Origin of the sequence: Staphylococcus sp. 191 (genome assembly GCF_011174885.1) — a bacterium.
Lineage (GTDB): Bacteria > Bacillota > Bacilli > Staphylococcales > Staphylococcaceae > Staphylococcus > Staphylococcus coagulans.
Map to the genome: position 1 here is coordinate 1 of NZ_PNRJ01000017.1, position 26,667 is coordinate 26,667.

General features: G+C 36.3%; 31 protein-coding genes. 19 read left to right on the plus strand and 12 right to left on the minus strand.

From position 1 onward, the window contains the following. Positions 1-90: 90 nt before the first annotated feature. The 3 genes from C1H58_RS10185 (at position 91) to C1H58_RS10195 (ending at position 3,217) form a co-directional block, all read left to right on the plus strand. Positions 91-783, plus strand: coding sequence for a trypsin-like serine peptidase (locus tag C1H58_RS10185; protein WP_165546104.1), 693 nt, complete (start codon positions 91-93; stop codon positions 781-783). Positions 784-1,097: 314 nt separating this feature from the next. Continuing rightward, positions 1,098-2,096, plus strand: a complete 999-nt coding sequence (locus C1H58_RS10190) for a CNNM domain-containing protein (RefSeq protein WP_165546105.1) — start codon at positions 1,098-1,100, stop codon at positions 2,094-2,096. A gap of 50 nt (positions 2,097-2,146) precedes the next feature. Beyond that, positions 2,147-3,217 (plus strand): NAD(P)H-dependent flavin oxidoreductase, encoded by a 1,071-nt coding sequence (locus tag C1H58_RS10195; RefSeq protein WP_165546106.1) that lies wholly within the window; start codon positions 2,147-2,149, stop codon positions 3,215-3,217. Positions 3,218-3,234: 17 nt separating this feature from the next. Here the strand turns inward: C1H58_RS10195 and C1H58_RS10200 are convergent, their stop codons facing one another. Together C1H58_RS10200 and C1H58_RS12395 are read right to left on the minus strand one after the other, a co-directional pair. Beyond that, positions 3,235-3,744: an alpha/beta hydrolase family protein gene (locus C1H58_RS10200; RefSeq protein ID WP_347563072.1), complete on the minus strand. Its 510-nt coding sequence runs from the start codon at positions 3,742-3,744 to the stop codon at positions 3,235-3,237. Next, positions 3,630-3,929, minus strand: coding sequence for a hypothetical protein (locus C1H58_RS12395; protein ID WP_242680318.1), 300 nt, complete (start codon positions 3,927-3,929; stop codon positions 3,630-3,632). Before C1H58_RS12395 ends, C1H58_RS10200 begins: the two co-directional genes overlap by 115 nt. A gap of 181 nt (positions 3,930-4,110) precedes the next feature. On the opposite strand from C1H58_RS12395, the gene C1H58_RS10205 reads away from it, so the two are divergent. The 5 genes from C1H58_RS10205 to C1H58_RS10225 all read left to right on the plus strand — a co-directional run bounded on the left by C1H58_RS10205 (position 4,111) and on the right by C1H58_RS10225 (position 8,520). Beyond that, entirely contained in the window at positions 4,111-4,959 is an 849-nt protein-coding gene (locus tag C1H58_RS10205; RefSeq protein ID WP_165546107.1) for a DUF72 domain-containing protein, read from the plus strand. Positions 4,960-4,968: 9 nt separating this feature from the next. Next, positions 4,969-5,799, plus strand: a complete 831-nt coding sequence (locus tag C1H58_RS10210; protein WP_182280573.1) for a TSUP family transporter — start codon at positions 4,969-4,971, stop codon at positions 5,797-5,799. A gap of 14 nt (positions 5,800-5,813) precedes the next feature. Beyond that, the gene (locus tag C1H58_RS10215; protein ID WP_165546109.1) at positions 5,814-7,133 is read left to right on the plus strand and encodes a bifunctional metallophosphatase/5'-nucleotidase; all 1,320 of its coding nucleotides are present in this window, start codon (positions 5,814-5,816) and stop codon (positions 7,131-7,133) included. An 85-nt stretch (positions 7,134-7,218) separates the two neighbouring features. Next, entirely contained in the window at positions 7,219-8,136 is a 918-nt protein-coding gene (gene lipA / locus C1H58_RS10220) for a lipoyl synthase (RefSeq protein WP_016424591.1), read from the plus strand. A gap of 18 nt (positions 8,137-8,154) precedes the next feature. Then, on the plus strand, positions 8,155-8,520 hold the full coding sequence (locus C1H58_RS10225; RefSeq protein ID WP_060830194.1) for a YutD family protein: 366 nt from the start codon (positions 8,155-8,157) through the stop codon (positions 8,518-8,520). 252 nt (positions 8,521-8,772) lie between these two features. Here the strand turns inward: C1H58_RS10225 and C1H58_RS10230 are convergent, their stop codons facing one another. Next, positions 8,773-9,039 carry a DUF3055 domain-containing protein gene (locus C1H58_RS10230; RefSeq protein ID WP_016424593.1) on the minus strand — a complete coding sequence of 89 codons (267 nt, stop codon included), beginning with the start codon at positions 9,037-9,039 and terminating at the stop codon, positions 8,773-8,775. Positions 9,040-9,139: 100 nt separating this feature from the next. Between C1H58_RS10230 and C1H58_RS10235 the strand changes: the two genes are divergently transcribed. Genes C1H58_RS10235 through C1H58_RS10245 form a run of 3 tightly spaced genes read left to right on the plus strand, consistent with a single transcriptional unit; the run spans position 9,140 to position 11,338 of the window. Then, positions 9,140-9,574 (plus strand): DUF86 domain-containing protein, encoded by a 435-nt coding sequence (locus C1H58_RS10235; RefSeq protein WP_016424594.1) that lies wholly within the window; start codon positions 9,140-9,142, stop codon positions 9,572-9,574. After that, positions 9,575-10,360 (plus strand): TIGR01457 family HAD-type hydrolase, encoded by a 786-nt coding sequence (locus C1H58_RS10240; RefSeq protein ID WP_050331491.1) that lies wholly within the window; start codon positions 9,575-9,577, stop codon positions 10,358-10,360. 6 nt (positions 10,361-10,366) lie between these two features. Next, positions 10,367-11,338: a 2-hydroxyacid dehydrogenase gene (locus tag C1H58_RS10245; RefSeq protein ID WP_165546110.1), complete on the plus strand. Its 972-nt coding sequence runs from the start codon at positions 10,367-10,369 to the stop codon at positions 11,336-11,338. 336 nt (positions 11,339-11,674) lie between these two features. On the opposite strand, the gene C1H58_RS10250 is transcribed toward C1H58_RS10245, so the two are convergent. Beyond that, the gene (locus C1H58_RS10250) at positions 11,675-11,917 is read right to left on the minus strand and encodes a NifU family protein (RefSeq protein ID WP_016424597.1); all 243 of its coding nucleotides are present in this window, start codon (positions 11,915-11,917) and stop codon (positions 11,675-11,677) included. Positions 11,918-12,018: 101 nt separating this feature from the next. On the opposite strand from C1H58_RS10250, the gene C1H58_RS10255 reads away from it, so the two are divergent. After that, a complete protein-coding gene (locus C1H58_RS10255; protein WP_050331489.1) occupies positions 12,019-12,348 on the plus strand; it encodes a YuzD family protein in 330 nt (109 codons plus the stop codon). Between the two features lie 212 nt (positions 12,349-12,560). On the opposite strand, the gene C1H58_RS10260 is transcribed toward C1H58_RS10255, so the two are convergent. After that, positions 12,561-13,625, minus strand: a complete 1,065-nt coding sequence (locus tag C1H58_RS10260; RefSeq protein WP_050331488.1) for an NAD(P)/FAD-dependent oxidoreductase — start codon at positions 13,623-13,625, stop codon at positions 12,561-12,563. A gap of 281 nt (positions 13,626-13,906) precedes the next feature. On the opposite strand from C1H58_RS10260, the gene C1H58_RS10265 reads away from it, so the two are divergent. From C1H58_RS10265 to C1H58_RS10295, 7 genes are all read left to right on the plus strand, one after another. After that, positions 13,907-14,143, plus strand: a complete 237-nt coding sequence (locus C1H58_RS10265; RefSeq protein WP_016424600.1) for a YuzB family protein — start codon at positions 13,907-13,909, stop codon at positions 14,141-14,143. Positions 14,144-14,156: 13 nt separating this feature from the next. Further along, complete coding sequence (locus tag C1H58_RS10270; protein WP_016424601.1) at positions 14,157-14,516, plus strand: HesB/IscA family protein; 360 nt, start codon at positions 14,157-14,159, stop codon at positions 14,514-14,516. 205 nt (positions 14,517-14,721) lie between these two features. Beyond that, the gene (locus tag C1H58_RS10275; protein ID WP_165546111.1) at positions 14,722-14,964 is read left to right on the plus strand and encodes a DUF3923 family protein; all 243 of its coding nucleotides are present in this window, start codon (positions 14,722-14,724) and stop codon (positions 14,962-14,964) included. 527 nt (positions 14,965-15,491) lie between these two features. Further along, positions 15,492-16,694, plus strand: coding sequence for an NAD(P)/FAD-dependent oxidoreductase (locus C1H58_RS10280; protein ID WP_165546112.1), 1,203 nt, complete (start codon positions 15,492-15,494; stop codon positions 16,692-16,694). 356 nt (positions 16,695-17,050) lie between these two features. Further along, on the plus strand, positions 17,051-18,544 hold the full coding sequence (locus tag C1H58_RS10285; protein ID WP_165546113.1) for a M17 family peptidase N-terminal domain-containing protein: 1,494 nt from the start codon (positions 17,051-17,053) through the stop codon (positions 18,542-18,544). 404 nt (positions 18,545-18,948) lie between these two features. Further along, positions 18,949-20,262: a Na+/H+ antiporter family protein gene (locus tag C1H58_RS10290; RefSeq protein ID WP_103356173.1), complete on the plus strand. Its 1,314-nt coding sequence runs from the start codon at positions 18,949-18,951 to the stop codon at positions 20,260-20,262. Between the two features lie 24 nt (positions 20,263-20,286). Next, the gene (locus C1H58_RS10295; protein ID WP_050331484.1) at positions 20,287-20,673 is read left to right on the plus strand and encodes a PaaI family thioesterase; all 387 of its coding nucleotides are present in this window, start codon (positions 20,287-20,289) and stop codon (positions 20,671-20,673) included. Positions 20,674-20,872: 199 nt separating this feature from the next. Here the strand turns inward: C1H58_RS10295 and C1H58_RS10300 are convergent, their stop codons facing one another. Genes C1H58_RS10300 through C1H58_RS10330 form a run of 7 tightly spaced genes read right to left on the minus strand, consistent with a single transcriptional unit; the run spans position 20,873 to position 26,643 of the window. Continuing rightward, positions 20,873-21,229: a Na+/H+ antiporter subunit G1 gene (locus C1H58_RS10300; protein ID WP_016424606.1), complete on the minus strand. Its 357-nt coding sequence runs from the start codon at positions 21,227-21,229 to the stop codon at positions 20,873-20,875. Then, a complete protein-coding gene (locus C1H58_RS10305) occupies positions 21,207-21,500 on the minus strand; it encodes a Na(+)/H(+) antiporter subunit F1 (protein ID WP_016424607.1) in 294 nt (97 codons plus the stop codon). The genes C1H58_RS10300 and C1H58_RS10305 overlap by 23 nt, the downstream gene beginning before the upstream one ends. Beyond that, entirely contained in the window at positions 21,500-21,979 is a 480-nt protein-coding gene (locus tag C1H58_RS10310; RefSeq protein WP_016424608.1) for a Na+/H+ antiporter subunit E, read from the minus strand. The genes C1H58_RS10305 and C1H58_RS10310 overlap by 1 nt, the downstream gene beginning before the upstream one ends. Before the next feature lies 1 nt (position 21,980). Then, on the minus strand, positions 21,981-23,480 hold the full coding sequence (locus C1H58_RS10315) for a Na+/H+ antiporter subunit D (protein WP_165546114.1): 1,500 nt from the start codon (positions 23,478-23,480) through the stop codon (positions 21,981-21,983). Next, positions 23,470-23,817 (minus strand): Na+/H+ antiporter Mnh1 subunit C, encoded by a 348-nt coding sequence (gene mnhC1 / locus C1H58_RS10320; RefSeq protein ID WP_016424610.1) that lies wholly within the window; start codon positions 23,815-23,817, stop codon positions 23,470-23,472. Before mnhC1 ends, C1H58_RS10315 begins: the two co-directional genes overlap by 11 nt. Further along, the gene (locus tag C1H58_RS10325) at positions 23,817-24,245 is read right to left on the minus strand and encodes a Na(+)/H(+) antiporter subunit B (protein ID WP_037559074.1); all 429 of its coding nucleotides are present in this window, start codon (positions 24,243-24,245) and stop codon (positions 23,817-23,819) included. The genes mnhC1 and C1H58_RS10325 overlap by 1 nt, the downstream gene beginning before the upstream one ends. Next, a complete protein-coding gene (locus C1H58_RS10330) occupies positions 24,226-26,643 on the minus strand; it encodes a Na+/H+ antiporter subunit A (RefSeq protein WP_165546115.1) in 2,418 nt (805 codons plus the stop codon). The genes C1H58_RS10325 and C1H58_RS10330 overlap by 20 nt, the downstream gene beginning before the upstream one ends. Positions 26,644-26,667: the final 24 nt, after the last annotated feature.

Sequence of the window (26,667 nt, forward strand, 5' to 3'; positions counted from 1 at the left end):
TGCTTAGAGTGTCTAATTATTAAAGATATTTAGAAAAAACTGTAATTATATCACTATTAATTTTTAAAATTTTACAAAAGAGGTATAAAAATGAGGAAATTACTAAGCGTTACTGTATTATCAATTGCTTTTTGTTTAACGAACAGTGAAAGTGTATTTGCGGACAATAGGATACAAGTTGAAGATACTTTGAGTGATAATAGTTTATTTACATCAAAATTTGAAACTAACAATAGCAGTTGTACTGCTGTTGCATTATCTCCGAGACTGGTACTAACAGCTGCTCACTGTATTAATAATAAGACAGTAGAAAATGAATATTTAGGAACAGTCTATCCTGCGCAATCATCACAGCTACATACGCCTTTAGGTAAACTGGAAATTTATACTGGTTATACTTATCAAGGTAAAGATATAGCCATTCTGAAGTCGGGGCAGTCCGATTTTGGGAGCGAGCACTACTTAAGAAATAAAAAAGTCAACTTGAAAAGTGTTAATACAGACGCGCAAAGTTTAGCAGGGCAAAAAGTTTATACTATAGGTTATCCATCTGACAAAGGAGGTAATGCACAATATAAATCTCATGGAGAAGTAACTTCAATTTCAGGCGGATTAGTCCATACTAATTTATCAGCAACACATGGTCAATCTGGATCGGGATTATTTTTAGAAGGAACAGGAGAGCTTATTGGTATTCTTGCACATGGAAATATAGATCCTAGTAATAGTACCTTTAGTCCAATTACTGGGAAGGTAAAAGAATGGATTGAAAAGCAAAATTAACAATTTATTCCAAGCCGTTGTTAGCTATCGTTTATATTAAATATGATAAAAGTTTTCCGAACATTTTTAAAATAAAACAAGCATTCCAATTTATATATTAATGGTAGTTAACTTGCAATTTAAATGCGCATCATAGACAATAAAATTAATATGATTTTATGATTTAAAATTTACGATTTTAAGATGATTTTAAAGGTGGAAAGTTCAACTATAAAACACTGTAGGCCGAGTTTATTGTCGTTTTCGATGAATGCTTAAATGACTGGGCTAGAGGCTTGTTGGCTTTTACTGAAAATTAGAGGGGGAACCGATTAATGATCATTGCGATCATTTTATTAATTTTTGTATCTTGTTTCTTTTCAGGAAGTGAAACTGCACTCACTGCAGCAAACAGGGTCAAACTCAAATCTGAAGCGGACCATAACAATAAAAAGTCCGCAAACTTATTAAAGCTTTTAGATAAACCGAGTGCGTTTATTACGACCATATTGATTGGTAATAATATCGCAAATATTTTATTACCGACGTTGGTGACGATATTGGCGGTTGATTTAGGGTTAAACGTCGGGATTGCTTCGGCGATCTTAACTATAGTGATTATTGTTTTTGCGGAAGTGATCCCGAAATCAATAGCTGCCACATTTCCAGATCCGATTGCTCGACTTGTCTTTCCAGTTATTCGCTTTTTTGTCATTATATTAAAGCCAATTACCGTAATTTTAAATGCGATAACAGATGGGATTAATCGCTTATTATCTCGCGGTCAAGAGAACCAAGGTATGTCTAAAGAAGAAGTGCGTACAATGGTTTCTATAGCGGGGACTGAGGGTGCCTTTAATGAAATGGAACGTAATCGTATCCAAGGCGTCATGAACTTTGACCGTTTGAAAGTGAACGATATTAACAATACGCCTCGTGTGAATGTGACTTCGTTATCTGTAGAAAATGATTATGATGAAGTGTATGACATTGTCACTAATCACCCATATACGCGCTACCCGGTTTATGAAGGCGACATCGATCATGTTGTAGGGGTATTTCATTCAAAATATTTACTTGCATGGAGTAAAAAACCTGAAAAGTCAGTTTTAGATTTCTGTTCAGAGCCACTATTTGTTTATGAGCATAATCGTGCAGAATGGGTACTCAGAAAAATGACCGTTACGCGAAAACATATGGCGATTGTGTTAGATGAATATGGAGGTACAGATGCAATTGTCACGCATGAAGATTTGATTGAAGAAATGCTAGGTATGGAAATTGAAGATGAGATGGATCGTGAAGAAAGCGATAAATTGAATCAAGTTCGCTAGTACAATAAACGATTGTCATCACTGTTCTCAAATACAAGGGGGAGATTTTGATGTGGTATCAAACCGAATTGACACGGCGACTTCGTTTAAAATATCCAATCATACAAGCGGGGATGGCGGGTTCAACAACACCAGAGCTTGTCGCAGAAGTATCCCGAAATGGGGGATTGGGCACGATAGGAGCAGGTTATTTATCACTTGATGATTTAGCCGCTTCTATTAAACAAGTTCAAGCACTGACGTCAAAACCATTCGCAGTTAATCTATTTGTTCCTGAAACCTTTTCATACACCGAAGAAGCTGTTGAACGCATGAATACTTTTTTAAAGCCCTATCAACAAAGTTTAAATCTATCACCTGCCATAGTTGGCGAACATAGTGAAGCGCAATTTGAAGCAATGATTGATATCATTGTAAACTTGCAAGTTCCTGTATGTAGCTTTACTTTTGGTATTCCATCAAAAGCGATGATACAGCGACTGAAAAAGGCGAATATTTTTTTAATTGGCAATGCAACGACAGTTGAAGAGGCCATTGCTGTAGAAGAAGCAGGACTTGATTTTGTAGTAGCTCAAGGAAGCGAAGCAGGTGGTCATCGAGGTACATTTAAAAAAGAGGCGATACAGTCGATGATTGGCACAATGGCATTAGTTCCTCAAGTTGTTGATCACGTTTCTATTCCAGTCATTGCAGCAGGTGGTATTATGGATGGACGAGGTTGGATAGCGAGTCTCGCGTTAGGTGCAAATGCTGTTCAATTGGGGACAGCTTTCTTAACAACAAAAGAGAGCCAGGCCAAGTCAATTCAAAAGCGCATGATTTTTGAGAGCGACGAAACAGATACCATTGTCACAAAAGTTTTAAGTGGTAAGGCTGCAAGGGGCATTAAAAATAAAATTATAGAGAATTTGGAACAAAGTGAAGTAGACGTATTACCTTATCCGATACAAAATGATTTAACAAAACAAATTCGTGCCACTGCGGCGAAAAGCGGTCAATCAGAGTGGATACATGTTTGGAGTGGCCAAGGTGTTCGTTTAGCAAAAGATGATGATGTGAATACTCTTTTTAAACAATTATTAAATCAAGCCCAACAACAAATTGACAAGTTCAACTTGTAATGGGCTTGTTTCTTTATCTATGAGGCACGATGAGAGAGCCATTCTAACAACATATTTTGATGTGTCGCTGTTGGATTAATACAGTCTAAATGATCTAAATAAGGCAATGCATAAAGTGTCATATAATGCCCGTATTTGTAATTTTCTTGTACATAAGATAATGTCGTGTCTATATGCACAGAAGTATCATTAAATCCGTGAATGATTAATGTTTCCACATCAATCGGCGTTTGCGTCAGCGGTGAGGCTTCTCGTAGTGTATGTGTAGCAGAAGTATTAAAATATTCAGCTACAGCATCTTGACCTAAATGTTGATGCAATGTATAAAGTATATCGGTGACAGGGGCAAGTGCGACGATTTGATTGAATAAATCAGCTTGAAGGAGCGCAAGTTGTCCACCCACAGAATGGCCTATACCAATGACTTGTGTTGGTGCGTAGTTTGAATCTTTAAAATGTGAGACAGCTTGTGCAACATCTTCAGTTGGACAAGGCCAAGGGTGCTCTGAGCCACGACGGTATTCGATATTGACGACTGAATAGCCTGCATCAATAAAAAATCGATATAAGGATCCATCATTGATTTGCTATATTTTTGGCGCCAGTATCCCCCGTGAATAAGCACAATCCATGCATTGAATTGAGCCTGTTGGTTTTCATAGACATCGTAGTGCTGATTTTCATGTGTGCCATATTCGATTTGTTCAACCATGATTGAAGCTCCTTTTATTGTGAGATTATTTTCTTCACTTATACCCTGCTTTAATATCAGTCAACCGTAAAGATAGCTGTGAGGCGCGTTAATAACTCAGTTTGATCAGAAGATGATATTGTTCAAGTGATTAAAAGGCAAGTCCCAATATTGATATGATAAAATAAATACGGTGATAAAAATGATAGAAATTGGTCTAACAGGGTGGGGCGATCACGACACCCTGTATGAAGATTTACAAAGAAAATCAGATAAATTAAAAACGTATGCAAGTCATTTTCCAGTTGTTGAATTAGATGCTTCATATTATGCAATTCAACCTGAACATAATATTTTAAAATGGATTAGAGAGACGCCTGAACGGTTTAAGTTTGTTGTGAAAATTCATCAAGCATTAACGCTTCATGCTGATTATCATGATTTTGCGGATTCGATTGCGCAGTTATTCAATGATTTTCGATTAATGATTGAACCGCTTGTTGAAGCACAAAAACTAGCGATGGTGTTAGTCCAATTTCCACCGTGGTTTGATTGCTCTACAAAGAACATTCAATACATTCGTTATGTACGCGAGCAGTTGAAGCAGTTTCCTGTATGTATAGAATTTCGACATCAGTCTTGGTTTAAAGGCGACATGAAAGAGCATACGCTTGCTTTTTTAACAGAACATCAACTCATCCATTCGGTGTGTGATGAACCTCAAGTAGGTGAGGGCAGTATTCCTTTTGTGAATCGAATTACGCATCAAACGGCATTAGTTCGATTTCATGGGCGAAATCAATACGGGTGGACTAAAAAAGATATGTCTGATCAAGAATGGCGTGATGTCCGCTATCTTTATGATTATTCTGAAGCGGAACTTCAACAATTAGCTGACAAAATCAAGTTATTAGATCATAAAGCAGAGCAAGTCTATGTTGTTTTTAATAATAATTCAGGTGGACACGCCGCAAATAATGCAAAATACTTTCAGAAATTATTAGGGATAGACTACGAAGGACTTGGCCCGCAACAACTTAAATTATTTTAAAGGGAGGTTATAATTTTGAGTATAATTATTCTTATATTAGTTGGTTTTCTCTCCGCTATTATCGGTTCACTCGTTGGAATCGGTGGCGGTATTATTATTGTCCCTACACTCATTTACTTTGGTGTCACCATGAATGTTTTAGATGGGATTACGCCTCAAACTGCAATTGGGACATCCTCAATTATTCTCATTGCGACCGGTCTTTCTTCAACGATTGGTTATTTGAAACAAAAACAAGTTGATATCAAAAATGGCTTTTTATTTTTAATTGGTATTATTCCTGGTGCGTTAATCGGTGCGTATTTAAGCCAATATTTAACAATCCATTCATTCAATTTATATTTTGGGATCTTTTTAATTGTAGTAGCAATAATGTTAATGATACGCCATCGCATTCCGCCAATCAAAGCATTTCAACAAGAACGTTATATGAAATCTTTTACTGATGCGCATGGAGAACATTATCGCTATGGTGTGGTGCCTTCCATCGCTATTATCGCTTCATTCGTCATTGGTTTAACAGCAGGGTTATTTGGCATTGGTGGGGGGGCATTGATGACACCGCTCATGTTGCTCGTCTTTAGATTTCCACCTCACGTGGCTGTGGGTACGAGTATGATGATGATATTTTTCTCGAGTTTAACGGGTTCAATAGGTCATATCGTTCTTGGTCATGTCTTATGGGGATACAGTATTATCCTAATCATTTCCAGTTGGATTGGTGCACAGATAGGTGTAAAATTAAATAAAACCGTCAAGTCTGACACAGTCGTATTGATTCTACGACTTGTCATGTTAGCATTAGGCGTATATTTAATTATACGTTCATTCTTTAATTAAAGTGAGGCGATATTATGCGTTTAACGATTTATCATACAAATGATATTCACAGTCATTTGCATGCCTATACACGTATTACAGCATACCTCCAAGCAACGCGACCAACTTTAACGCACGCTTCACGTTACGTCGATATTGGGGACCATGTCGATTTATCACTTCCTGTGACAGAAGGCACATTAGGTAAGCGTAATATTGAATTATTAAATGAAGCCGGTTGTGATGTGGCGACAATAGGAAATAATGAAGGCATGACGATTTCTCATGAAGCGCTTAACACGTTATATGACGATGCAACATTTAAAGTGACTTGTACGAACGTATTAGATGAATCAGGCAATTATCCACGGCATTTTTTGTCGTCTTATATTGAAGAAATAGAAGGCGTTCGTATTATGTATGTGGCCGCAACAGCCGCTTTCACGCCGTTCTATCGTGCATTGGATTGGATTGTCACTGATCCATTTGATGCGATTAAAAAAGAAATAGACACTAAAAAAGGACAATATGATGTTTTGATTGTACTCAGCCATGTCGGCATCTTTTTTGACGAAAAACTATGCGAAGCGATTCCAGAAATTGATGTCATTTTTGGTGCACACACACATCACTATTTTGAACATGGGCAAGTTGAAAATGGGGTATTAATGGCTGCAGCAGGCAAGTATGGCCATTTTCTTGGAGAGGTGACGCTCGATATTGAGAATCGAAAAGTTGTCTCTAAACAAGCGATTTTACACCCATTAGATACGTTACCTGAAGTGGAAACACATTTTGAAGAAGAAGGCCGCGCATTATTAGATCAACCGATTGTGACAAAGAGAATGACATTGCCTCGAGCTATGAATTATATTACGCAAACAAGTTATTTACTTGCACAAAGTGTCCATGAATTTACAGACGCCGATTGTACAATAATTAATGCAGGGCTAGTCGTAAAAGGCTATGAAAATAAGTATTTAACAGAATATGATGTGCATCAAATGTTGCCACATCCGATTAACGCGGTTCGAGTGAAACTCACAGGTGCGCAGTTAAAAGAAGTGCTGTTGAAAGCGCGAGAACAGGCCTATATGTATGAACACGCACAGGGATTAGGTTTTCGCGGCGATATTTTTGGAGGCTATATTTTATATGATGCTGGGTTTATCGCATCTAGTGAGCGCTATTTTGTTAAAGGTGTAGAGATTGATGATGATGAAATATATACGTTAGGTACGGTAGATATGTATACATTTGGGCGTTATTTTCCAATGTTGAAAGATGCAGAAATCACGTATTTAATGCCTGAATTTTTAAGAGACATCTTTAAAGATAAATTATTGGCAATATAAATAATAAGCCTCGTACATTTTAATTTTGTGTGAAGTTCGTTATAATGTATTGAGACCTATAAATTACGGGAGGTTATCCGCTGTTATGGCTACTAAAAATGAAGAAATTTTACGTAAACCGGATTGGTTAAAGATAAAGTTAAACACGAACGAAAATTATACAGGACTTAAAAAAATGATGCGCGAAAAAAACTTACATACCGTTTGTGAGGAAGCTAAATGTCCTAATATTCATGAATGTTGGGGAGAACGTCGTACGGCGACATTTATGATTTTAGGTGCGGTATGTACGCGTGCTTGTCGTTTCTGTGCTGTTAAGACAGGTTTACCGAATGAGTTGGACTTAGGTGAACCGGAACGTGTTGCACAATCAGTAGAAACAATGAATTTAAAACATGTCGTTATTACTGCTGTTGCACGTGATGATTTGAAAGACGCTGGTTCTAATGTATACGCTGAAACCGTACGTAAAGTGCGTGAACGAAATCCATTTACGACAATTGAAATTTTACCATCTGATATGGGTGGTGATTATGAAGCGTTAGAAACTTTAATGGCTTCAAAACCTGATATTTTAAATCATAATATTGAAACAGTACGACGTTTAACACCAAGAGTACGTGCTCGTGCAACGTATGATCGTACTTTAGAATTTTTACGTCGTTCTAAAGAATTACAACCAGATATTCCAACAAAATCAAGTATTATGGTGGGATTAGGAGAAACAATTGAAGAGTTGCACGAAACAATGGACGATTTACGTGCCAATGGTGTTGATATTTTAACAATTGGACAATATTTACAACCTTCTCGTAAGCACTTAAAAGTACAAAAATATTATACACCTTTAGAGTTTGGTAAATTACGTAAAGTAGCTATGGAAAAAGGTTTCAAACATTGTCAAGCAGGACCATTAGTACGTAGTTCATATCATGCAGATGAACAAGTTAATGAAGCAGCGAAACAAAAACAACAGCTTGGTGACCAACAACTTAAAATATAAAATCCAGGTGATAGCAACATGATAAAAGTAGGAAATCACTATTTTGAATTAATTGAGTCTTATAAAGATGGATTTAACGAAGATGATTTTATCTCGAGATATTCTGAGATTCTAGATAAATATGATTTTATCGTAGGCGATTACGGTTATGAGCAACTAAGGCTTAAAGGGTTTTATCATGATTCGTACAAAAAGGCAGACTTTAATAAGCGTTTTTCAACGATACAAGATTATTTATATGAATATTGTAACTTTGGTTGCGCTTATTTTATTGTACGTCGTTTGTCGAAGCGCGAAGCTGAAGCGCAATTGGGGCATGAAGGGGCACCTTCAGAAGAGAACAAGCTGAAAGATGTTAAAATTCAGCCAACAATTCAAGATTAATACCATTTTATGATTAGCGTGTAAAAATAGAGAGATAAACGGATAGACACGCAAAGGTCAGAAGATGTTTGGGCTTGGTTGTGTATGTCTTGGTAAAAACTATGCACAGCCTGAGTCATCCCTTATCAGGTGAGGCGAAATTTTAGCCTGTATACAAAAAGGAAGGTTGGGATGGAAATCCCAAAATAAATAGCGCTCAGATGATTTTTAATAGAAAATCGTCTGGGCGCTTCCTTTTTGTAGTAAAACTTTCTATTGAATGACTTCATTTAAATAAGCAGTAATTTCGTCTGCTTCTTCATCACTGACACCTAATATATAGGAAATGTAGCCTTCCTCTTCTAAATCATCAGTTCCAATAATGCCAAATTTATTTGTCTGTGTATTTAAAACCAAAGTTTTCCCATAATGACGATCTGTTTGAATCAACACGAGATCATAGCGACTATGTTCGCCAACAAAGCCAACGAATCTAATCTGAGAAGGCTCAACATCATCATATAAAAACATATCTATCATCTTGTATACTCCTTTAAAATCATACTATGCCAAGTATAGCGATAAATGAAGTTGCATGCAAAATTGTGATATGATAGAGAAGAATAGGGGTGACATAAAAGTGTATTTCGTTGACAAAACACAATTAGAAACTAAACTCAAATATTTAGACCAATTAACCCAAGATTATCCAGAAGTGAAATCCAATTCATACGCATTTGAGCGTGTGGCACAAATGTTGATTGAGTCATCTGTTGACATCGGCAATATGATTATCGATGGCTTTATATTAAGAGACCCTGGAAATTACAAAGATGTGATTGACATTTTAGAACTTGAAGGTGCGATTTCTAAAGAGACTCAAAATATCTTACACGAAACGATTGATGTGAGACGTCAGTTTGTTCATTATTATGACAAGCTCGATGCGACACAGTTAGTACCTTTATTTGATAAAGCCGTGCCGTATTATCAACAATTTATTAAAGAAATTGTCCAGTTTTTAGAAAATGAAAATGTACCAGTGACAGCATTTGGTAAAGGAGAGAAAGCGTGAATGAAAGCTTATAAAGGCTATTTAATCGACTTAGACGGAACAATGTATAAAGGCAGCCAAAAAATTGAAGGTGCTGCGGAATTTATTGATTATTTGAATCAAAATGATATTCCGCATATTTATGTGACGAATAATTCTACAAAAGCACCTGTAGATGTTGTCGATAAGTTAGCGAGTTTTGATATTTCAGCTCAACCACAAGAAGTTGTGACCTCTGCAATGGCGACTGCGGATTATATTAGTGGAGAACATCCAGGCGCTACAGTGTATATGCTAGGTGGAACAGGCTTAGCAACGGCTTTAGAGGAGAGTGGACTTCAGTTGAAAGATGATATTCATGTGGACTACGTGGTTATCGGTTTAGATGAAGCGGTCAATTATGAAAAATTAACAAAAGCGACATTAGCTGTTCAAAATGGTGCAACATTCATTTCAACTAACCCAGACCCGTCTATCCCTAAAGAACAAGGTTTTTTGCCGGGAAATGGTTCGATTACAAGTGTGGTGACTGTCTCCTCTAAACAGACACCGATTTTCATTGGGAAACCTGAAACGCCTATAATGGAAAAAGCACTTGAAATGTTGCAATTAGATAAAAGTGAAGTGGCCATGATTGGCGATCTTTATGATACAGACATTATGTCAGGCATTCATGTAGGTATGGATACCATTCACGTCCAAACAGGTGTAACTTCAAAAGAAGAGGCAATGAATCGAGAAACACCGCCTACATACAGTGTGAAAGATTTAAATGAATTGCGTGAAAATCTTATAAAAAGCGAGTGATCATTCATGGAGAAAATTTTAGTCACTAGACGTATTCCTCAAAAGTTTTTAGAAAGATTAGAAGCATTAGGTGAAGTTGAGATGTGGGATCATGAATTAACACCTATGCCTCGTGAACAGTTTGTGGAAGCGGCGAAAGATAAAACGGCCCTACTCGTAACATTAAGTGAACGTATCGATGCGACTCTTTTTGAAGTAGCGCCAAAATTAAAGGTTGTAGCGAATATGGCTGTCGGTTATGACAACATTGATCTTCAAATAGCTGAGCAAAGTCATGTGCAGGTTGCTAATACTCCAGGCGTTTTAACTGAAACGACTGCTGAATTAGGTTTTGCTTTAATGATGGCTACTTCAAGACGAATTGTCGAAGCAGAAAAATATGTGCAACAAGGTCAATGGGAAAGTTGGGGTCCCTACTTGCTTGCAGGAAAAGATATTTACCAATCTAAAGTGGGTATTTTTGGCATGGGTGAAATTGGGCGTGCCTTTGCGAGAAGACTTAAAGGCTTTAATGCAGATATCTTATATCATAATCGCTCAAGAAATATGAAAGCGGAACATGAGTTGGGTGCTTTTTATACCTCATTTGATACATTAATTAAAGAAAGTGATTTCGTCATTTGTACAGCGCCTTCTACGCCTGAAACGCAAAACACGTTTAATAAAGAAGTGTTTAAAAATATGCGAAATGATGCCATTTTCATAAATATCGGTCGCGGGGACTTAGTCGTTGAAGAAGATTTAGTGGAAGCGATAGAAAATGGTGAGATTGCGGGTTGTGGATTGGATGTAGTACGTGATGAACCGATTCGTACGGATCATCCACTATTAAAATATCCAAATGTGGTCGTGACACCTCATATTGGTAGTGCGTCAGTCTTAACAAGAGACCAAATGATTCAAACTTGTATTTTAAATATTGAAGATGTCGCTCAAGGTCTTTTAGCGCGGAATCAAGTTGTCACTAATACGCATTAATTTTAAAGTATCTACAAAGAAGTTGAGCACGAAAAACTTATCCATTCGATATACCTTTTAAATATTAAACTTGATGTGGACAAGTCAATTCAATGTCCATTTAGTTTTTGTCATTATGAATTAAATGATACGACAGTAATTTATTTTTAACTATAATCGTGCGTTATGATATGCATAAACAAAGTGATATCATACGAAGTTTTATCATAAAAAAGTAGCGCTAAGATAATTATCTATTAAATAATCATCTTAGCGCTATTTATTTTGGGATTTCTATCCCAGCCTCTATTCCCTTTTATATCCCGTTAACAATCTAATTCTATATTGAGTTTATGATTAGAATACTTGTTCAACCTCTACAACACCAGGTACTTCTTCTATTAAAGCACGCTCGATTCCAGCTTTTAGTGTGATGGTACTACTTGGGCAAGTCCCACATGCACCGAGTAATTGAAGTTTTACGATACCATCTTCAACGTCGACAAGTTCACAGTCCCCCCCGTCACGTAATAAGAATGGACGTAGTTTCTCAATCACTTCTGCAACTTGATCGTACATTGTCGCATTTTCAGTTGGCATGGATAATGCCTCCTTTCAAGTTAAATGGTTCTATTTGAGCTTATTTTTTTATTATAATAGAAGTAGAACAAAAAATCTATTGAATCAATTAGGGGGCATACATGAGAAAAGTGAGTGTGGTTGTCTATGGCGCGGATGTTATTTGTGCAAGTTGTGTGAATGCACCAAGTTCTGAAAATACGTATGATTGGTTGAAAACATTATTACCTAGGAAATATCCAAATATTGATTTTGAGTATACTTATATTGATATTGAAAAAACAACTGAAAACCTAACAGATCATGATGTGCAGTTCATTGAACAAATTCAAGAAGATGAATTGTTTTATCCTCTTGTGACAATGAACGATGAATACGTAGCTGATGGATATATTCAGCTTAAACCGATTAAACGTTTTGTCGAACAACATTTTGATGTCACTGCAGAATGAAAAAAGCGTCAACGAAGCGTTAGAAATTAAAATTGACATGTTGTGGTAGGGTGATAAGTAAAGTTTGTAGGTTTATGGTGACACATACAATGGATTTAACGAGAAATGAATGTTAGCCTATTTCTAAATATTTAAGCGGTACAGCGTCAAAAATTCGACGTCTGTACCGCTTCATTTTAGTTTTGTAACATGAATAGAAAAAGCGTTGAGGATTAACCATTATGGTGCTTATACAGCCATAGCACACCGGATTTTAGTATTGATGCAAGGCGACCCGTGACCGTTGTATCCATCAAATAAGCAAAGCCTTTTTTCTCTCCTAGCGAACCTAAAAAGCCTGGAATTTTAATTTCTGGCATCTTATTAGGTAACGGTTTGCCAGCCCATTGCGTCTTTAAGACCATCGCAATTTGATCTGCTTGTACTTCAGCGAGTTGAGCGCTCGGTGCGTGCGGTAGATTTGCGCAATCTCCAACAACATAAACGTTTGGATATGTAGGAATTTGATGATACTGATTGACCATAACGCGATTGCTACGGCTGAGGTCAACTGGTAAATTCCTTACGATTTCAACAGGTTGTATGCCAGCTGTCCAAACAATTAAGTCATGTTTGTTTTCGGTTTCTTTATTGTAAAGGATACCCGGTTCAACTTTAACAATATCTGAATTCGGGACGACTGTAACATCGTTTTCTTCAAACCATTTTTTTACGTAATTACTTAGTTTTTCCGGAAATTGATTAAGGATACGTTCGCCACGGTCGTATAAATAAATTTTTAAATCGCTACGACTCTCTCTCAATGCACTTGCTAATTCAATACCACTCAGTCCCGCACCGACAATACCCACTTGAGCATTAGAAGGGAGTTCACTAATATCGTGGTATGTTTTTCTAGCCTTTTGCAGTGTTTGAATACTATAAGTATAAGCTTTAGCCCCAGGCACATTATGATATTTGTCTTCACAACCTAAGCCAATGACAAGTTCATCATAATCTACCTTGTTTTGTCCTACTGAAATAATTTGATTATCTAAATCGATATCTGTAATTTCGCCATAGACTGTATTGGTTCTGTCGTGATGTGGAAAATTAACACGTACCTCTTTGTCAGACTTTGATCCAGCTGCTAATGCATAGAACTCGGTTTTAAGTCCGTGGTAAGGCATGCGGTCGATTAACGTAATATGATAATCTTCTGGAAGCGCATCAGGTAGAATTTTAGACATGATACGCATATTACCGTAACCGCCACCTAACAAAACTAAATTCTTCATTTTTGAATACCCCTTTAGAGATGAAATTTACTATTCACACATTAAACATTTACCCCTTATGATCAATGCGGATAGTTGCATAAAATCCTACTTTCTTAGTACTAATTATATCTTTTTTTCGAAAACCATACAAACATACTCAAAGTAAAATAATTGTAAAATTTCAATTATATATTGATTGTATTCAATAGAAACAGGATGAGGGAAGATGAGCGACTCCATAGAAGAAAAGGTTAAAGTTTGTTATAATGACATCACTAAAAAATAGAAGAGGGTGTAAAATGAATCCGATTGTCGAATTCTGTATTTCCAATATGGCAAGAGGCTCAGAATCAGTGTATCAAACGTTAGAGAACGATCCGAATGTTGACGTTCTTGATTATGGATGTTTACAAAATTGCGGCATTTGTTCATCTGGTCTTTATGCGCTCGTCAATGGAGATATGGTAGAGGGTGACACACCTGATGATTTATTACAGAATATATATGCACATATAGAAGAAACATGGATTTTTTAAGGGAGGCTTTGCTATGGCTACAGTAAATTTAACAGAAGCAGCAGCTTATGAAGTGAAAGATATGTTGGAACAAAATGATATGCCAGAAGGTTATTTAAAAGTTAAGGTTCAAGGGGGCGGTTGTACAGGCCTCACATATGGAATGACTGCTGAACCAGAACCAGGCGAAAATGATGAAGTTTTAGAATTTTTTGGGCTAAAAGTCCTTGTGGATAAAGCGGATGCCCCAATATTGAATGGCACAACAATCGACTTCAAACAATCATTAATGGGCGGTGGCTTCCAAATTGATAATCCGAATGCTATTGCTTCATGTGGCTGTGGAAGCTCATTCAGAACAGCACAAGTTGCGGGCACACCTGAGGATTGTTAATCAGGAGTTTTTGAGAATGTGATTATAGTAGTAGGTATCGAGTTTGTCTTTTAACAAATCCGATACCTACTTTTTTAGTTGTCATTTATAAATACTTATACTTTCGTTTATACTGTAGCTAAAAAGTCTCATTTAAGTGAGATTATGTATTGTACATTTGTGCACTTATAATATGTAATATAGGAAAACTAAAGGGGTTGGAACTATGAAAGCCTCATGGATAGCTTGGTGGGTGGTAAATGCTTTTTGGTTAATTATATTTTTTATAGGAAGTATTTTTATTTGGACAAGAGAAGTTGATGGGTCTGGTGCAATTCAAACCTTTGATACAAAATTAGTAGCATTTCTAGTTTTGTTAGTTGCTTTTTTGTTTCCGTTATTTATACAAATTACGTGGCTTATTATTAACATTGTAGTTATTTTAATTAATAAAAAAACTTTAAAATGAATATTAAGTTGTTCATGCATGATCAGTTTGTCAATATTTATAATGAAAATCCTGCTGACCATAACTTTTTCATTATATAAATCGTTTTTACTTTCTGATTTTAAGCTTTTTGGTAAGAAAAGGTTTTGTGGAAAAAAGTGAGTCATAGCTAATGTTAAACCACAATTTGATAATTTTACGTGTTTTTGGTACTTATTACGAACAATTAAAATAACAAATGGTCAGGGCTAAAATTTTTGATGTTTCAGCGCTTTTAAGGATATCTCATACATACTAAAAAGGCCATTTGTATCGTTTATAATTGAATTTTTGACGAAAAGATATAGAAGATGAGAAAATAGAATAGTATATTAAACAACAAAGTCGGAAGCTGTTACAATCTTATGACATATTAACTTGAATTCAATTCTAAAAAACTATACACTTATTAATGACATTATTTTTACAATTGATATACTGTAAAATTTCGAGGGTATACAGTATATACAAATCATTAGATTATATTATGAAAGAATAGGTGAATACAAATGGCAGAACGCAAAAAAGTACTCGTTTTAGGTGCTGGTTATGCTGGCTTACAAACTGTGGCTAAACTTCAAAAGCAATTATCTGAACAAGATGCACAAATCACATTAATCAACAAAAATGACTACCACTATGAGTCAACTTGGTTACATGAAGCTTCAGCTGGTACGATCAGCTATGAAGATGCATTATATCCAATTCAAAGCGTGTTGAAAAAACATGTTGATTTTGTGTGCGCTGAAGTGACTAAGATTGATCGCAATGCAAAAAAAGTTGAAACAACACATGGTATTTTTGAATATGATATTTTAGTCGTAGCATTAGGTTTTGAATCAGAAACTTTTGGCATTTCTGGTATGAAAGAACATGCTTTCCAAATCGAAAACGTGCATACGTCACGTCAAATTTCTCGCCATATTGAAGACCAATTTGCGAATTATGCCGCTTCAAAAACAAAAGACGATAAAGATTTAGCTATCCTTGTTGGAGGCGCTGGCTTTACAGGTATCGAATTTTTAGGTGAATTAACTGATCGTATTCCAGAATTAGCGAATAAATATGGTGTAGATCCAAGTAAGGTTAAAATGACTTGTGTTGAAGCCGCACCAAAAATGTTACCAATGTTCTCTGATGATCTTGTGAGCTATGCTGTGAGCTACTTAGAAGAACGTGGCGTTGAATTTAAAGTTGGTACACCGATTGTAGCAGCGAATGAAAAAGGATTCGTTGTAAAAGTAAACGATGAAGAACAACAACTTGAAGCGAATACAGTTGTATGGGCTGCAGGTGTAAGAGGTAGCCATTTAATGGAAAAATCATTCGAAGGTGTAAAACGTGGTCGCATCGTAACAAAACAAGATTTAACAATCGAAGGTTACGACGATATCTTTGTTATTGGTGATGTCTCTGCATTTATTCCTGAAGGCGAAGAACGTCCATTACCAACAACAGCACAACTTGCAATGCAACAAGGTGAAAAAACAGCAACAAACGTTGCTAAAATATTGAAAGGTGAATCTACTGAGCCATTTGTATACCATGATCGTGGTACAGTATGTTCATTAGGTCATCGTGACGGTGTAGGTGTTGTATTTGGTCGCGAAATCACTGGTAAAAAAGCTGCATTCTTAAAACGTGTGATTGATACACGTGCTATTTTCAAATTAGGTGGTATCGGATTAGCATACAAAAAAGGTAAATTTTAATAGATTGAGTTGAAATCAAACTGTTTAAATGCTAAAACAAACACAACTTACCTGTCTCTTTCATGGTATCAGTGGCTCATAGATATTTTTTCATCAGTCAGATTAAGTGATGCGCTAAGTTGCTAAGTTGTCATAAGCTTATCATCACCGGTAACGACACAATTATATTTAGAACAATGACAATGAATATATTGTTTGATGAAGCATAAAAAAGTATATGCAAATGAGAGCAGAAGTCCTTTGCCTATACAAAGACTAAAATAGTCAGCCACATGGGGGCGGGAGTTAGGAATCTTAATCAATGATAGGATTTCTTTTCCGCCCCCCTATTTACATACTTGAAAGGAGTGAATGTAGTGGGAACACAAAATACAGCGCATGCGACAGTTATTGTTGCAGGAATCCCAGAACATTTAAATCAATATTTTGATGAAGTAAAGCAAGAACAATCACTTTTTGATGCATTAAGTGATTTGAAAGCGAGTCATATTATCAGTTCTCAACGCGGTGAGGTTGCTTCAACTGCGGTATCGATTGATAATGAAGTACGCCATTTGATTACTGTTGGGTTAGGGAATATCAATCAAATGGAAGAAAAAGATTATTTAAAAATTTGGGGTAATTTATTCCAATACTTACAAAAGAAATCTATCTCTAAAATAGAGCTTAAAGCGAATACGTTTTTAGCAAAATCTTTAGAACCTAGTACCGTTTTTAATTTAATGGGAGTACAAAGCGAGCAATCAATTTATCAATTTGATGATTATAAATCTGATAAGAAACCCGCTTTCCGTATAAAAATGACATCGACTGATCAGTATTTGCAAGATGAAAAGAAAGCGATTGAAGCGGGTCAAAAATTAGGACGTGCCATTAATAAAGCGCGCGATTTAGGTAATATTCCGCCTAATATTATGACACCTCAATACTTAGCTGAAACAGTGGAACAATACTTTAAAGATTCGGCTGTTAAAGTCGACATTAAAGATGAGCAAGCTATTCAACAAGAAGGATTTGGTTTAGTTCATGCTGTCGGTAAAGGTTCAATTAATCCACCTAGAGTCATCACTTTAGAATATTATGGTGACCCTGACAATTCAGACCAAGTGGTCGCACTAGTCGGTAAAGGGATTACTTATGATTCAGGTGGTTATACCATTAAGACACGTACAACAATGCCGACGATGAAGTTTGACATGTGTGGTGCAGCAAATGTCATTGGTATGATTGAAGCGGCAAAAGAGCTTAAACTAAAAGTCAATATCGTCGCAGTCGTTGCAGCTGCAGAAAATATGGTAGCGAACAATGCAATGAAACCAGATGATGTATTTACTGCATTAAGTGGAGAAACGGTTGAAATTCCAAACACAGACGCAGAAGGTCGACTTGTTTTAGCGGATGCGACATTCTTTGTGAATCAATACCAACCACAAATCATTTTAGATTTTGCGACTTTAACAGGTGCAGCGATTGCAGCACTAGGTGAAGATAAAGCTGCAGTATTTAAAAAGAATGTTGATTCTAAAGCATTAGAAGAAGTACTTCAATCAGCACAACGATATGAAGAGCTTGTTTTTGAACTGCCTATTACTGAAACTGAACGTAAAAAGTTAAAATCTTCAGATGTTGCTGACTTAACGAACCATGTGAATTCACCAGGTGGCGCCTTATTTGCAGCTGCTTTTGTGACACACTTTAGTGGTGAAACACCACACTTACACTTCGATATTGCAGGGCCTGCGACAACCGAAAAAGCATCACATAGAGGACCTAAAGGACCAACAGGTTACATGATTCCAACTGTTGTGGATTGGTTAAAAACGAAATACGGAACAATTGATAGTGAATAAATCTAAGTAAAGATTATTGAGGAAAACGATTAGGTTTGAGACATGATGACCTGATGTATATTGGTACGTTATCAAACACGAGTCATCACGTATATCTTATCCGAAAAAGCTTTAATTCACATATTAATAGACATGAGAGCGAGAAGATATCTAAATATATAAGATATCTCTTCTTGCTCTCTTTGTTGTTTGAAATATTTATCACTGCTTAATCTTATAAATGACTGAAAAAGGCTTTACTTATAGATCAGCTATATTAAGTTTTAATGGCTTTTTGATTACGTAAAAGCTTTTTAGTGCTTAGCTCAGCCTTAAATTTTATAGTCGATTGACGAAATGTATAATAACTGTTAGTATATTAAACATACACTTTAACTCGATAATGAACTAAAGGAGATTTTGGAATGAATTCTGTTTTAATTGCAGTCGTCATTATGATTATACTTTGCTTATGCCGACTAAATGTTGTCATCAGTTTGTTTATCAGTGCGCTCATAGGTGGTTTGCTTGCAGGCTTACCATTGCATCATACGATTTCTACGTTCACTGATAATATTGTAGATGGCGCAGAAGTGGCGTTAAGTTATGCATTACTTGGTGGTTTTGCTGCCCTAATTTCATATAGTGGTATTACTGACTATCTTGTAAAAAAGATTATTCAATCGATTCGTGCAGAAGAAACGAAGGTATCCCGAATTAAGATAAAAGTCTTAATTATTGTGAGTTTACTGATGCTTAGTATTATGAGTCAGAATGTCATTCCAGTACATATTGCGTTTATTCCTATTGTTATTCCGCCTTTACTCAGCTTATTTAATGAGTTGAAAATGGATCGACGTTTAATTGCAATGATTATTGGTTTTGGTCTCTGTTTCCCATACGTGTTGTTGCCATTTGGTTTTGGTCACATCTTTCATGAAATCATTCAAAAAGGTTTTGAAAAAGCGCATCATCCAATTGCTTTTAACTCGATTTGGAAAGCGATGCTTATCCCAGCGTCTGGTTATATCATTGGTTTAATTGCTGCAATGATATATTATCGTAAACCTAGAATTTATAAAGAAATTAAAACTAATCAAGCAGAAGCAACTGTAGAACTTAAGCCATATGTGCTTGTTGTAACCATTGTCGCGATACTTGCAACGTTTACCGTTCAAACTTTGACGGATTCAATGATATTTGGAGCGTTAGCTGGTGTCCTTGTTTTCTTTGTTTCAGGACTATACTCATGGAAGAGTTTAGATGATCAATTTGTCGATGGTATTAAAATTATGGCCTATATTGGTGTGGTTATATTGACTGCTAATGGTTTTGCTGGGGTGATGAATGAAACAGGGGATATTCAAAAGTTGGTCAATAGTCTGACACTTATCGCAGGGGACAATAAATTTTTAAGTATTATTTTAATGTATATTATTGGACTTGTTGTGACGTTAGGTATCGGTTCATCTTTTGCGACGATACCGATTCTTGCAGCATTGTTTATTCCTTTCGGAGAATCTTTAGGGATGAGTACGATGGCATTGATTGCTTTAATTGGTACAGCAGGTGCATTAGGGGATTCAGGTTCACCTGCAAGTGATTCAACATTAGGACCGACAGCAGGATTAAATATAGATGGTCAGCACGACCATATCCGAGATACATGTATTCCTAACTTTGTTTTTTATAATGTGCCGTTGATTATTATGGGAACGATTGCTGCACTTATATTATAATAAACGAGAAAGGGGGACAATAAGATGACACATCTTATGGAACTATTAGAGATTAAAAAAGTGAGTGAATCACCAGGCTATGTTAAATTGTCTATGCCGGTATCCGATAAGGTAAAGCAGCCTTTCGGTTATCTACATGGTGGCGCGACAATGGCGTTAGGTGAAACGGCATGTTCAATAGGATCATTCAATTTATTAGAACCGAGTCAAGGTATCCCTGTAGGTTTAGAAATGAATACAAATCATATTAAATCTGCACGAGAAGGTATGATTTATGCTGAGGCGCGTATTTTACATGAAGGGCGATCCACGCATGTTTGGGATATTCGTATGACGAATGAAGATGACGAACTGATATCAGTAATGCGCGGAACACTCGCAATTAAACCGATTAAACGGGAGTCAGTTTAGAGGTCTAAAATTTACAAATGTGAATTACATGCAAGTTAGGTCACATTTACATTCTTACTGTATTGAAAATATGTGTATGCACTAATTACTTAATATCAATAAAAACCCGAGATGATTTCGTGATTTTCACGAAAAATCTCGGGCTTTTTAATGTCGTTCATATATCCTCAGTAGATAATCAAATTGAATCAATGAGGAACTATAACTTCGTACCTTTCATGTCATCTTTAACTTCATCTAGCTTTAAACGCTTTGAAGCAGGTGTCTTGAGATTATAAGCTGACTTCAAGACTAAATGACTTGAGAGCGGACCAGTTAAAAATACGAATGCGATACCGATTAAGAGTTGAAAATTAACGTAACCTTCTTTACCGATAAAATAAATAAAAGTTCCTGTTAATAAAAGCATCGTACCTAAAGTTGCTGCTTTACCCGCTGCATGTGCGCGTGAATAAACATCGTCAAGTCTTAACATCCCAATCGCAGCCAATGCACTAAATAATGCACCAATGATGACAAGTATTAATCCTATACTAATCACGATTGTCTCTGTCATGTTCAATCACCTGACCTTTATCCATAAATTTCGCGAAAACAGCAGTGCCTAGAAAGGCGAGAATACCAATTAATAAAATCGCAACAATCATATAATGTGTATCGAGTATGATTGAAAACAGACCGACGATAGCCATTAACTGTATACCGATCGCATCTAACGCTACAACGCGATCAGGTAAAGTTGGACCCAAAATTACACGGACAAGGATGGCTAAAATCGAAAGGACGACAATAACTAATGCGATAATAATAAAAACATCAAAGTTCATTACGATTCACCCACCTCTCTCACTGCTTTTTCAAGAGAGCCTTTGATACTTGCCACTTCTTCTTCTTTTGTAGAGAAGTTTAAACAGTGAATATATAAGCGTTTCATATCATCATTCACACCGATAACAACAGTACCCGGAGTTAATGTGATGAGATTGGAAAGTAACGCGACTTGCCATTTATGTTGTAAATCTGTCTCATAGACAAAGAAAGCAGATTCATTTTTAATTCGCGGTTGAAGAATAATACGCAATACGTCGATATTTGCTTTAATTAATTCGATTAAGAAAACAAAGATAAGTTTAATGATTTTGTATAGCGTAATGATATAAAATCGGCCGGGCAAGATTTTGCGCATCAAATAAACTAATAGTAATGCGAAAAGGTAGCCAAGGACGAAAGAATTCATCGTATAACTATCAGATAAAAATAACCAAAATATTGCTAAAATCAAATTAATCACTATTTGTACTGCCATATTACTTCACCCCCAATACGCTATGAATGTAAGTGTCAGGTTGATAGAACGACTTAGCTGCTTCTGCGACAATAGGGTATAATTGTCCAGCACCTAAACCGAAAGCAACAGCGATGACAACGGATAGGATACCGACGGCTAGTAATCCACGGTGATGCAGTCTTGGATTATAGACATAGCCATAACTCTTTCCGAAGAATCCTTTTAAGAAGATATTCATCACGGAATAGAGCACGACAAGACTTGAAAGTAAGACAATGATACCTGAGGCATAAAAGCCTTCTTCAAAAGCAGCACGTACGATATAAAGCTTTCCATAGAAACCACTAAATGGTGGGATCCCGGCTAAGCTCAGCGCAGCAATAAAGAAAGTCCATCCTAAAACAGGATAATGGTGGATTAATCCGCCAAAGTTTCTTAAATCAGTTGTCTTCGTAATTTTATACATAATACCGATTAAAAAGAATAATGCTGCTTTGATTAGCATATCGTGCAGTGTGTAGTAAATGGCACCGATAATGCCAGACTTGGTCATCATAGCGACACCAACGAGAATAACACCTACAGCAATCATAATATTATATAAAATAATACGTTTGGTATCTCTAAAACCGACAGCCCCCACACAACCAAAAATAATGGTTAATAGGGCTAAAGCTAACACTGTGTAATGTGAAAATGTAAGTGTATCATGGAAAAATAGACTCATTACACGTGTCAATGCGTAAACACCGACTTTTGTTAATAGGGCACCGAAAAATGCGATGATCGCAAATGGTGGTGCATAATACGCACCAGGTAACCATACATACATAGGGAAAGCGCCCGCTTTAGTAGCAAATACAAATATAAAAAGAATGAATGCAATGCTGAGTAAGCCTGGATGATCTTTACCTACAACAGATAGCTTTTGACTAATATCGGCTAAATTTAATGTTCCAACAATTGAATACAAGATACCAACTGCGATAACGAAAAATGCAGATGAAACCACGTTGACAAGAAGATACTTAACACTTTCTTGAAGTTGGATTTTTGTCCCACCAATCACCATTAAACCGTAAGAAGCCATTAAGAATACTTCAAAAAATACAAACAAGTTAAAAATATCGCCTGTGATAAATGCACCGTTGATTCCAGTGAGCATCATCATGACAGTGAAATAGTAATAATACGTTTCACGATGTAAACCAATCGATTGGTATGAGAATAGTATAATCATCATCGTGATAATTGTACTCGTTGTAACGAGTAAAGCACTATATAAGTCTAAAACAAAAACAATACTATATGGGGCTTTCCAAGAACCTAATTCTAAAATAATCGGATGACCGGCTTGCCATACATGAGTTAAATTGAGGATTGAAAAGCCTAATGTCACTAATGTCCCGATTAATGCAACATAGCGTTTAATAAAAGGGCGGAGGCCACTAAAAATTAAGAGTATCGCGGTAATAATAGGGACCACTAAAACCGCTACGAGTAAATTCTCAGTTATCATCTTCTTGTGGCACTCCTTTCATTCTTTCAACGTTATCCGTACCTAATTCTTTATAACTTCTAAAAGCTAATACTAAGAAAAAGGCTGTCACTGCAAAAGAAATAACAATTGCAGTTAAGATGAGGGCCTGCGGAATGGGATCAACATAATCTGTAACCCCTTTTTCATAAATCGGTACATTTCCGTTTTTAAGCCCACCCATTGTTAACATAAATAGGTTTGCAGCATGTGAGAGCAATGTCGTACCAATGATAATTCTAATTAAACTTTTAGAAAGAATGAGATAGACACTGATTGAAGTCAGTATGCCACAAACAATAATCAATACAATTTCCATTACTCATTCTCTCCAATCGTTAAAATTATAGTGAGCACAGTGCCTACTACTACAAACAATACACCTGTATCAAAAATAACAGCTGTATGAACATGCATAGGTTGTAACAATGGTAAAGGAATTTCGAAAGCACGATGAGTAAAAAAGTTTTTACCATATGTCCAACTTAACATTGGTGCACCGACACAAAATGTTAAGCCTAGTGCTATAAGCTTTTTAAAGTCCCATGGAAACACTTTACGTAAAGTCTTAACGTCAAATGCCACAGCAATAATAACGAGCGCACTTGAAACGAGAAGTCCTCCAATAAAGCCGCCTCCAGGTGTGTAATGTCCGGCTAAGAAAAGTGAGAAGCCAAACATCATAATCAAGAAAAAGATAATCAGTGATGAATATTGTGCAATGAGATCATTTTTCTGTCTGTTCAATCTTCTCAACCCTTTCGTATCCATTTTTGTGTTTCGCACGTAATTTAATTAATGTATAAATCCCCATACCAGCAATACCGAGCACAGAAGATTCAAATAATGTATCGGTACCACGGAAGTCTACAAGTATAACGTTGACCATGTTCTTACCTTGTGCCAAGTCATACACATGCGCTTTATAAAAAGCACTAATAGATTCAAAATGACGATTACCGTATGCAATCAAGCCAAGGATAGTGACCACAGCACCGACCCCAATAGAGATAATTGCATTACCGACTTTGTATCTCACTGACTCATTGTAGCGACTCATATTAGGTAAGTGATAGAAACAAAGTAAGAAGAGTGCTGTTGAAATCGTTTCAACTACAAATTGTGTTAATGCTAAGTCTGGTGCATTAAAGAAAATAAAGAATATCGCCATAGAATAACCGACAGCACTTAACATAATGATGCTAAAGAGTCGTGATCTAGCAAAGATAATCATGACTGCAGCAATAACAATCGTCACCACTGAAATAAACTCGTAAGGTCTAATAGGTGAGACTTTCACAAAATCAAAAGAAAATGGTAACGATACGAGTGTGATGAAAGTCAAGAGAATCATTGTTGAAAAAATAATGACTAGGTTATTACGGTTGAAGCCTGTCATATAAGTGCGTGTAATTTGAGTCGCATAATATGGTGTATAACGACCTGTTTGATCGTACCAGTGGTTTAATGTGAACCATTTAGGTATACGTCTCAACACAGGTGCCCAAGAGTTGAATGTGAGTAATAAGCCAGCGCCGACAATATAAATCACTAGCGTTGATAGAAATGCTGGTGTGAAGCCATGCCATAAGTGGAATGTGGCTTCAACTTTATCAACATTGGCAATAGATTGAACAGCGGGTTCAACTAATGGAGAAGACACAACACTTGGGAATAAACCAAACAATATCACTAATGTAGATAAAATAATTGGTGGAATATTCATCAGAATAGGTGCTTCATGTGCTTTATTAGGCAATGCATCAGGATGATGTTGTCCTAAAAAGATTTCAGAAATAAATTTGAATGAATAAACAAAAGTAAAAATACTTCCGACGACTGCCACAATTGGAATTAAAATACCAATTGTATTCAAACTAAATAGTGATGCATGTGTAACACCAATCATTGCTTCTAAAAATTGCTCTTTAGATAAGAAACCGTTAAATGGTGGTACACCAGCCATACTTAAAGAAGTAATGATGGAAAGCGTAAAGGAAATAGGCATAATCGTCATTAAGCCGCCCAATTTACGCGTATCTCTCGTACCAGTTGCATGATCGACGGCACCTGTAATCATAAATAAAGCACCTTTAAAAGTTGCATGGTTGATTAAATGAAAAATCGCCGCACTGTAAGCGACAATGTACAATTTACTGTCGGCACCTTCAAAGTGATAGCTCACGGCACCCACCCCGAGCATCGCCATAATCATACCTAATTGGGAAACAGTCGAAAATGCCAAAATCCCTTTAAGATCTTGTTGCTTAGTCGCATTCAGTGATGCCCAAAATAAGGTCACTAAACCGAATAGCGTCACAGTCCATATCCAACCTTGTGACACAGCAAAAATCGGTGTTAAGCGAGCTACAAGATAAATTCCTGCTTTTACCATTGTTGCCGAGTGAAGATAAGCGCTGACTGGTGTCGGTGCTTCCATCGCATCCGGTAACCAAATATAAAATGGAAACTGTGCAGATTTAGTCATTGCACCTATAATGACAAAAATCATTGCCAATATAAAAATAGGAGATGACTGAACTTGATCGACATGCGCGATGATTTCACGAATACGCCATGTGCCTGAAGCAAGGTAAAGTAAAATAAAGCCCCCCAATAATGAAAGACCGCCAAAAACGGTAATCATCATAGACTTCATTGCACCATATAATGATCTTTCTTTATGTCTCCAGAATGAAATTAATAGGAAACTTGAAAATGATGTTAATTCCCAAAAGAAATAAAGTATGAGTAAATTGTCAGAAAGGACGACGCCTAACATCGCACTCATAAACATTAATAAATAGCAATAGAAGTTACCCAGTTGTTCAGACTGGCTTAAATAACTAATTGAATATAGTACAACAAGACTCCCTATGCCAGTAATGAGCAAACTGAATAATAAGCCAAGGCCATCGACATAAACATCAAAGTTCATTCCGATTTGTGGCATCCAAGCAACTGATCGTTCAGTAAATTGCCCGGACATTGTTGGTTTAATATATGAAAAAAAGTAAACAAACAATACTACCGGTATAGGTAATACAAACCAACCTAGATGAATTCGTTTATAGAAACGATATAAGATTGGAATGAGTATTGCGAATATTAACGGTAAAAGGACCGCAATATGTAACCAACTCATAGATTGACCTCCTTTAAAAAACTA

Bases quoted from the DNA above. Each gene is read 5' to 3' on its own strand.
- C1H58_RS10185 (WP_165546104.1), top strand. From the start codon at position 91: ATGAGGAAATTACTAAGCGTTACTGTATTATCAATTGCTTTTTGTTTA.
- C1H58_RS10190 (WP_165546105.1), top strand. From the start codon at position 1,098: ATGATCATTGCGATCATTTTATTAATTTTTGTATCTTGTTTCTTTTCA.
- C1H58_RS10195 (WP_165546106.1), top strand. From the start codon at position 2,147: ATGTGGTATCAAACCGAATTGACACGGCGACTTCGTTTAAAATATCCA.
- C1H58_RS12395 (WP_242680318.1), bottom strand. From the start codon at position 3,929: ATGGTTGAACAAATCGAATATGGCACACATGAAAATCAGCACTACGAT.
- C1H58_RS10205 (WP_165546107.1), top strand. From the start codon at position 4,111: ATGATAGAAATTGGTCTAACAGGGTGGGGCGATCACGACACCCTGTAT.
- C1H58_RS10215 (WP_165546109.1), top strand. From the start codon at position 5,814: ATGCGTTTAACGATTTATCATACAAATGATATTCACAGTCATTTGCAT.
- lipA (WP_016424591.1), top strand. From the start codon at position 7,219: ATGGCTACTAAAAATGAAGAAATTTTACGTAAACCGGATTGGTTAAAG.
- C1H58_RS10225 (WP_060830194.1), top strand. From the start codon at position 8,155: ATGATAAAAGTAGGAAATCACTATTTTGAATTAATTGAGTCTTATAAA.
- C1H58_RS10230 (WP_016424593.1), bottom strand. From the start codon at position 9,039: ATGATAGATATGTTTTTATATGATGATGTTGAGCCTTCTCAGATTAGA.
- C1H58_RS10240 (WP_050331491.1), top strand. From the start codon at position 9,575: ATGAAAGCTTATAAAGGCTATTTAATCGACTTAGACGGAACAATGTAT.
- C1H58_RS10245 (WP_165546110.1), top strand. From the start codon at position 10,367: ATGGAGAAAATTTTAGTCACTAGACGTATTCCTCAAAAGTTTTTAGAA.
- C1H58_RS10250 (WP_016424597.1), bottom strand. From the start codon at position 11,917: ATGCCAACTGAAAATGCGACAATGTACGATCAAGTTGCAGAAGTGATT.
- C1H58_RS10255 (WP_050331489.1), top strand. From the start codon at position 12,019: ATGAGAAAAGTGAGTGTGGTTGTCTATGGCGCGGATGTTATTTGTGCA.
- C1H58_RS10260 (WP_050331488.1), bottom strand. From the start codon at position 13,625: ATGAAGAATTTAGTTTTGTTAGGTGGCGGTTACGGTAATATGCGTATC.
- C1H58_RS10265 (WP_016424600.1), top strand. From the start codon at position 13,907: ATGAATCCGATTGTCGAATTCTGTATTTCCAATATGGCAAGAGGCTCA.
- C1H58_RS10270 (WP_016424601.1), top strand. From the start codon at position 14,157: ATGGCTACAGTAAATTTAACAGAAGCAGCAGCTTATGAAGTGAAAGAT.
- C1H58_RS10275 (WP_165546111.1), top strand. From the start codon at position 14,722: ATGAAAGCCTCATGGATAGCTTGGTGGGTGGTAAATGCTTTTTGGTTA.
- C1H58_RS10280 (WP_165546112.1), top strand. From the start codon at position 15,492: ATGGCAGAACGCAAAAAAGTACTCGTTTTAGGTGCTGGTTATGCTGGC.
- C1H58_RS10290 (WP_103356173.1), top strand. From the start codon at position 18,949: ATGAATTCTGTTTTAATTGCAGTCGTCATTATGATTATACTTTGCTTA.
- C1H58_RS10295 (WP_050331484.1), top strand. From the start codon at position 20,287: ATGACACATCTTATGGAACTATTAGAGATTAAAAAAGTGAGTGAATCA.
- C1H58_RS10300 (WP_016424606.1), bottom strand. From the start codon at position 21,229: ATGACAGAGACAATCGTGATTAGTATAGGATTAATACTTGTCATCATT.
- C1H58_RS10305 (WP_016424607.1), bottom strand. From the start codon at position 21,500: ATGAACTTTGATGTTTTTATTATTATCGCATTAGTTATTGTCGTCCTT.
- C1H58_RS10310 (WP_016424608.1), bottom strand. From the start codon at position 21,979: ATGGCAGTACAAATAGTGATTAATTTGATTTTAGCAATATTTTGGTTA.
- C1H58_RS10315 (WP_165546114.1), bottom strand. From the start codon at position 23,480: ATGATAACTGAGAATTTACTCGTAGCGGTTTTAGTGGTCCCTATTATT.
- mnhC1 (WP_016424610.1), bottom strand. From the start codon at position 23,817: ATGGAAATTGTATTGATTATTGTTTGTGGCATACTGACTTCAATCAGT.
- C1H58_RS10330 (WP_165546115.1), bottom strand. From the start codon at position 26,643: ATGAGTTGGTTACATATTGCGGTCCTTTTACCGTTAATATTCGCAATA.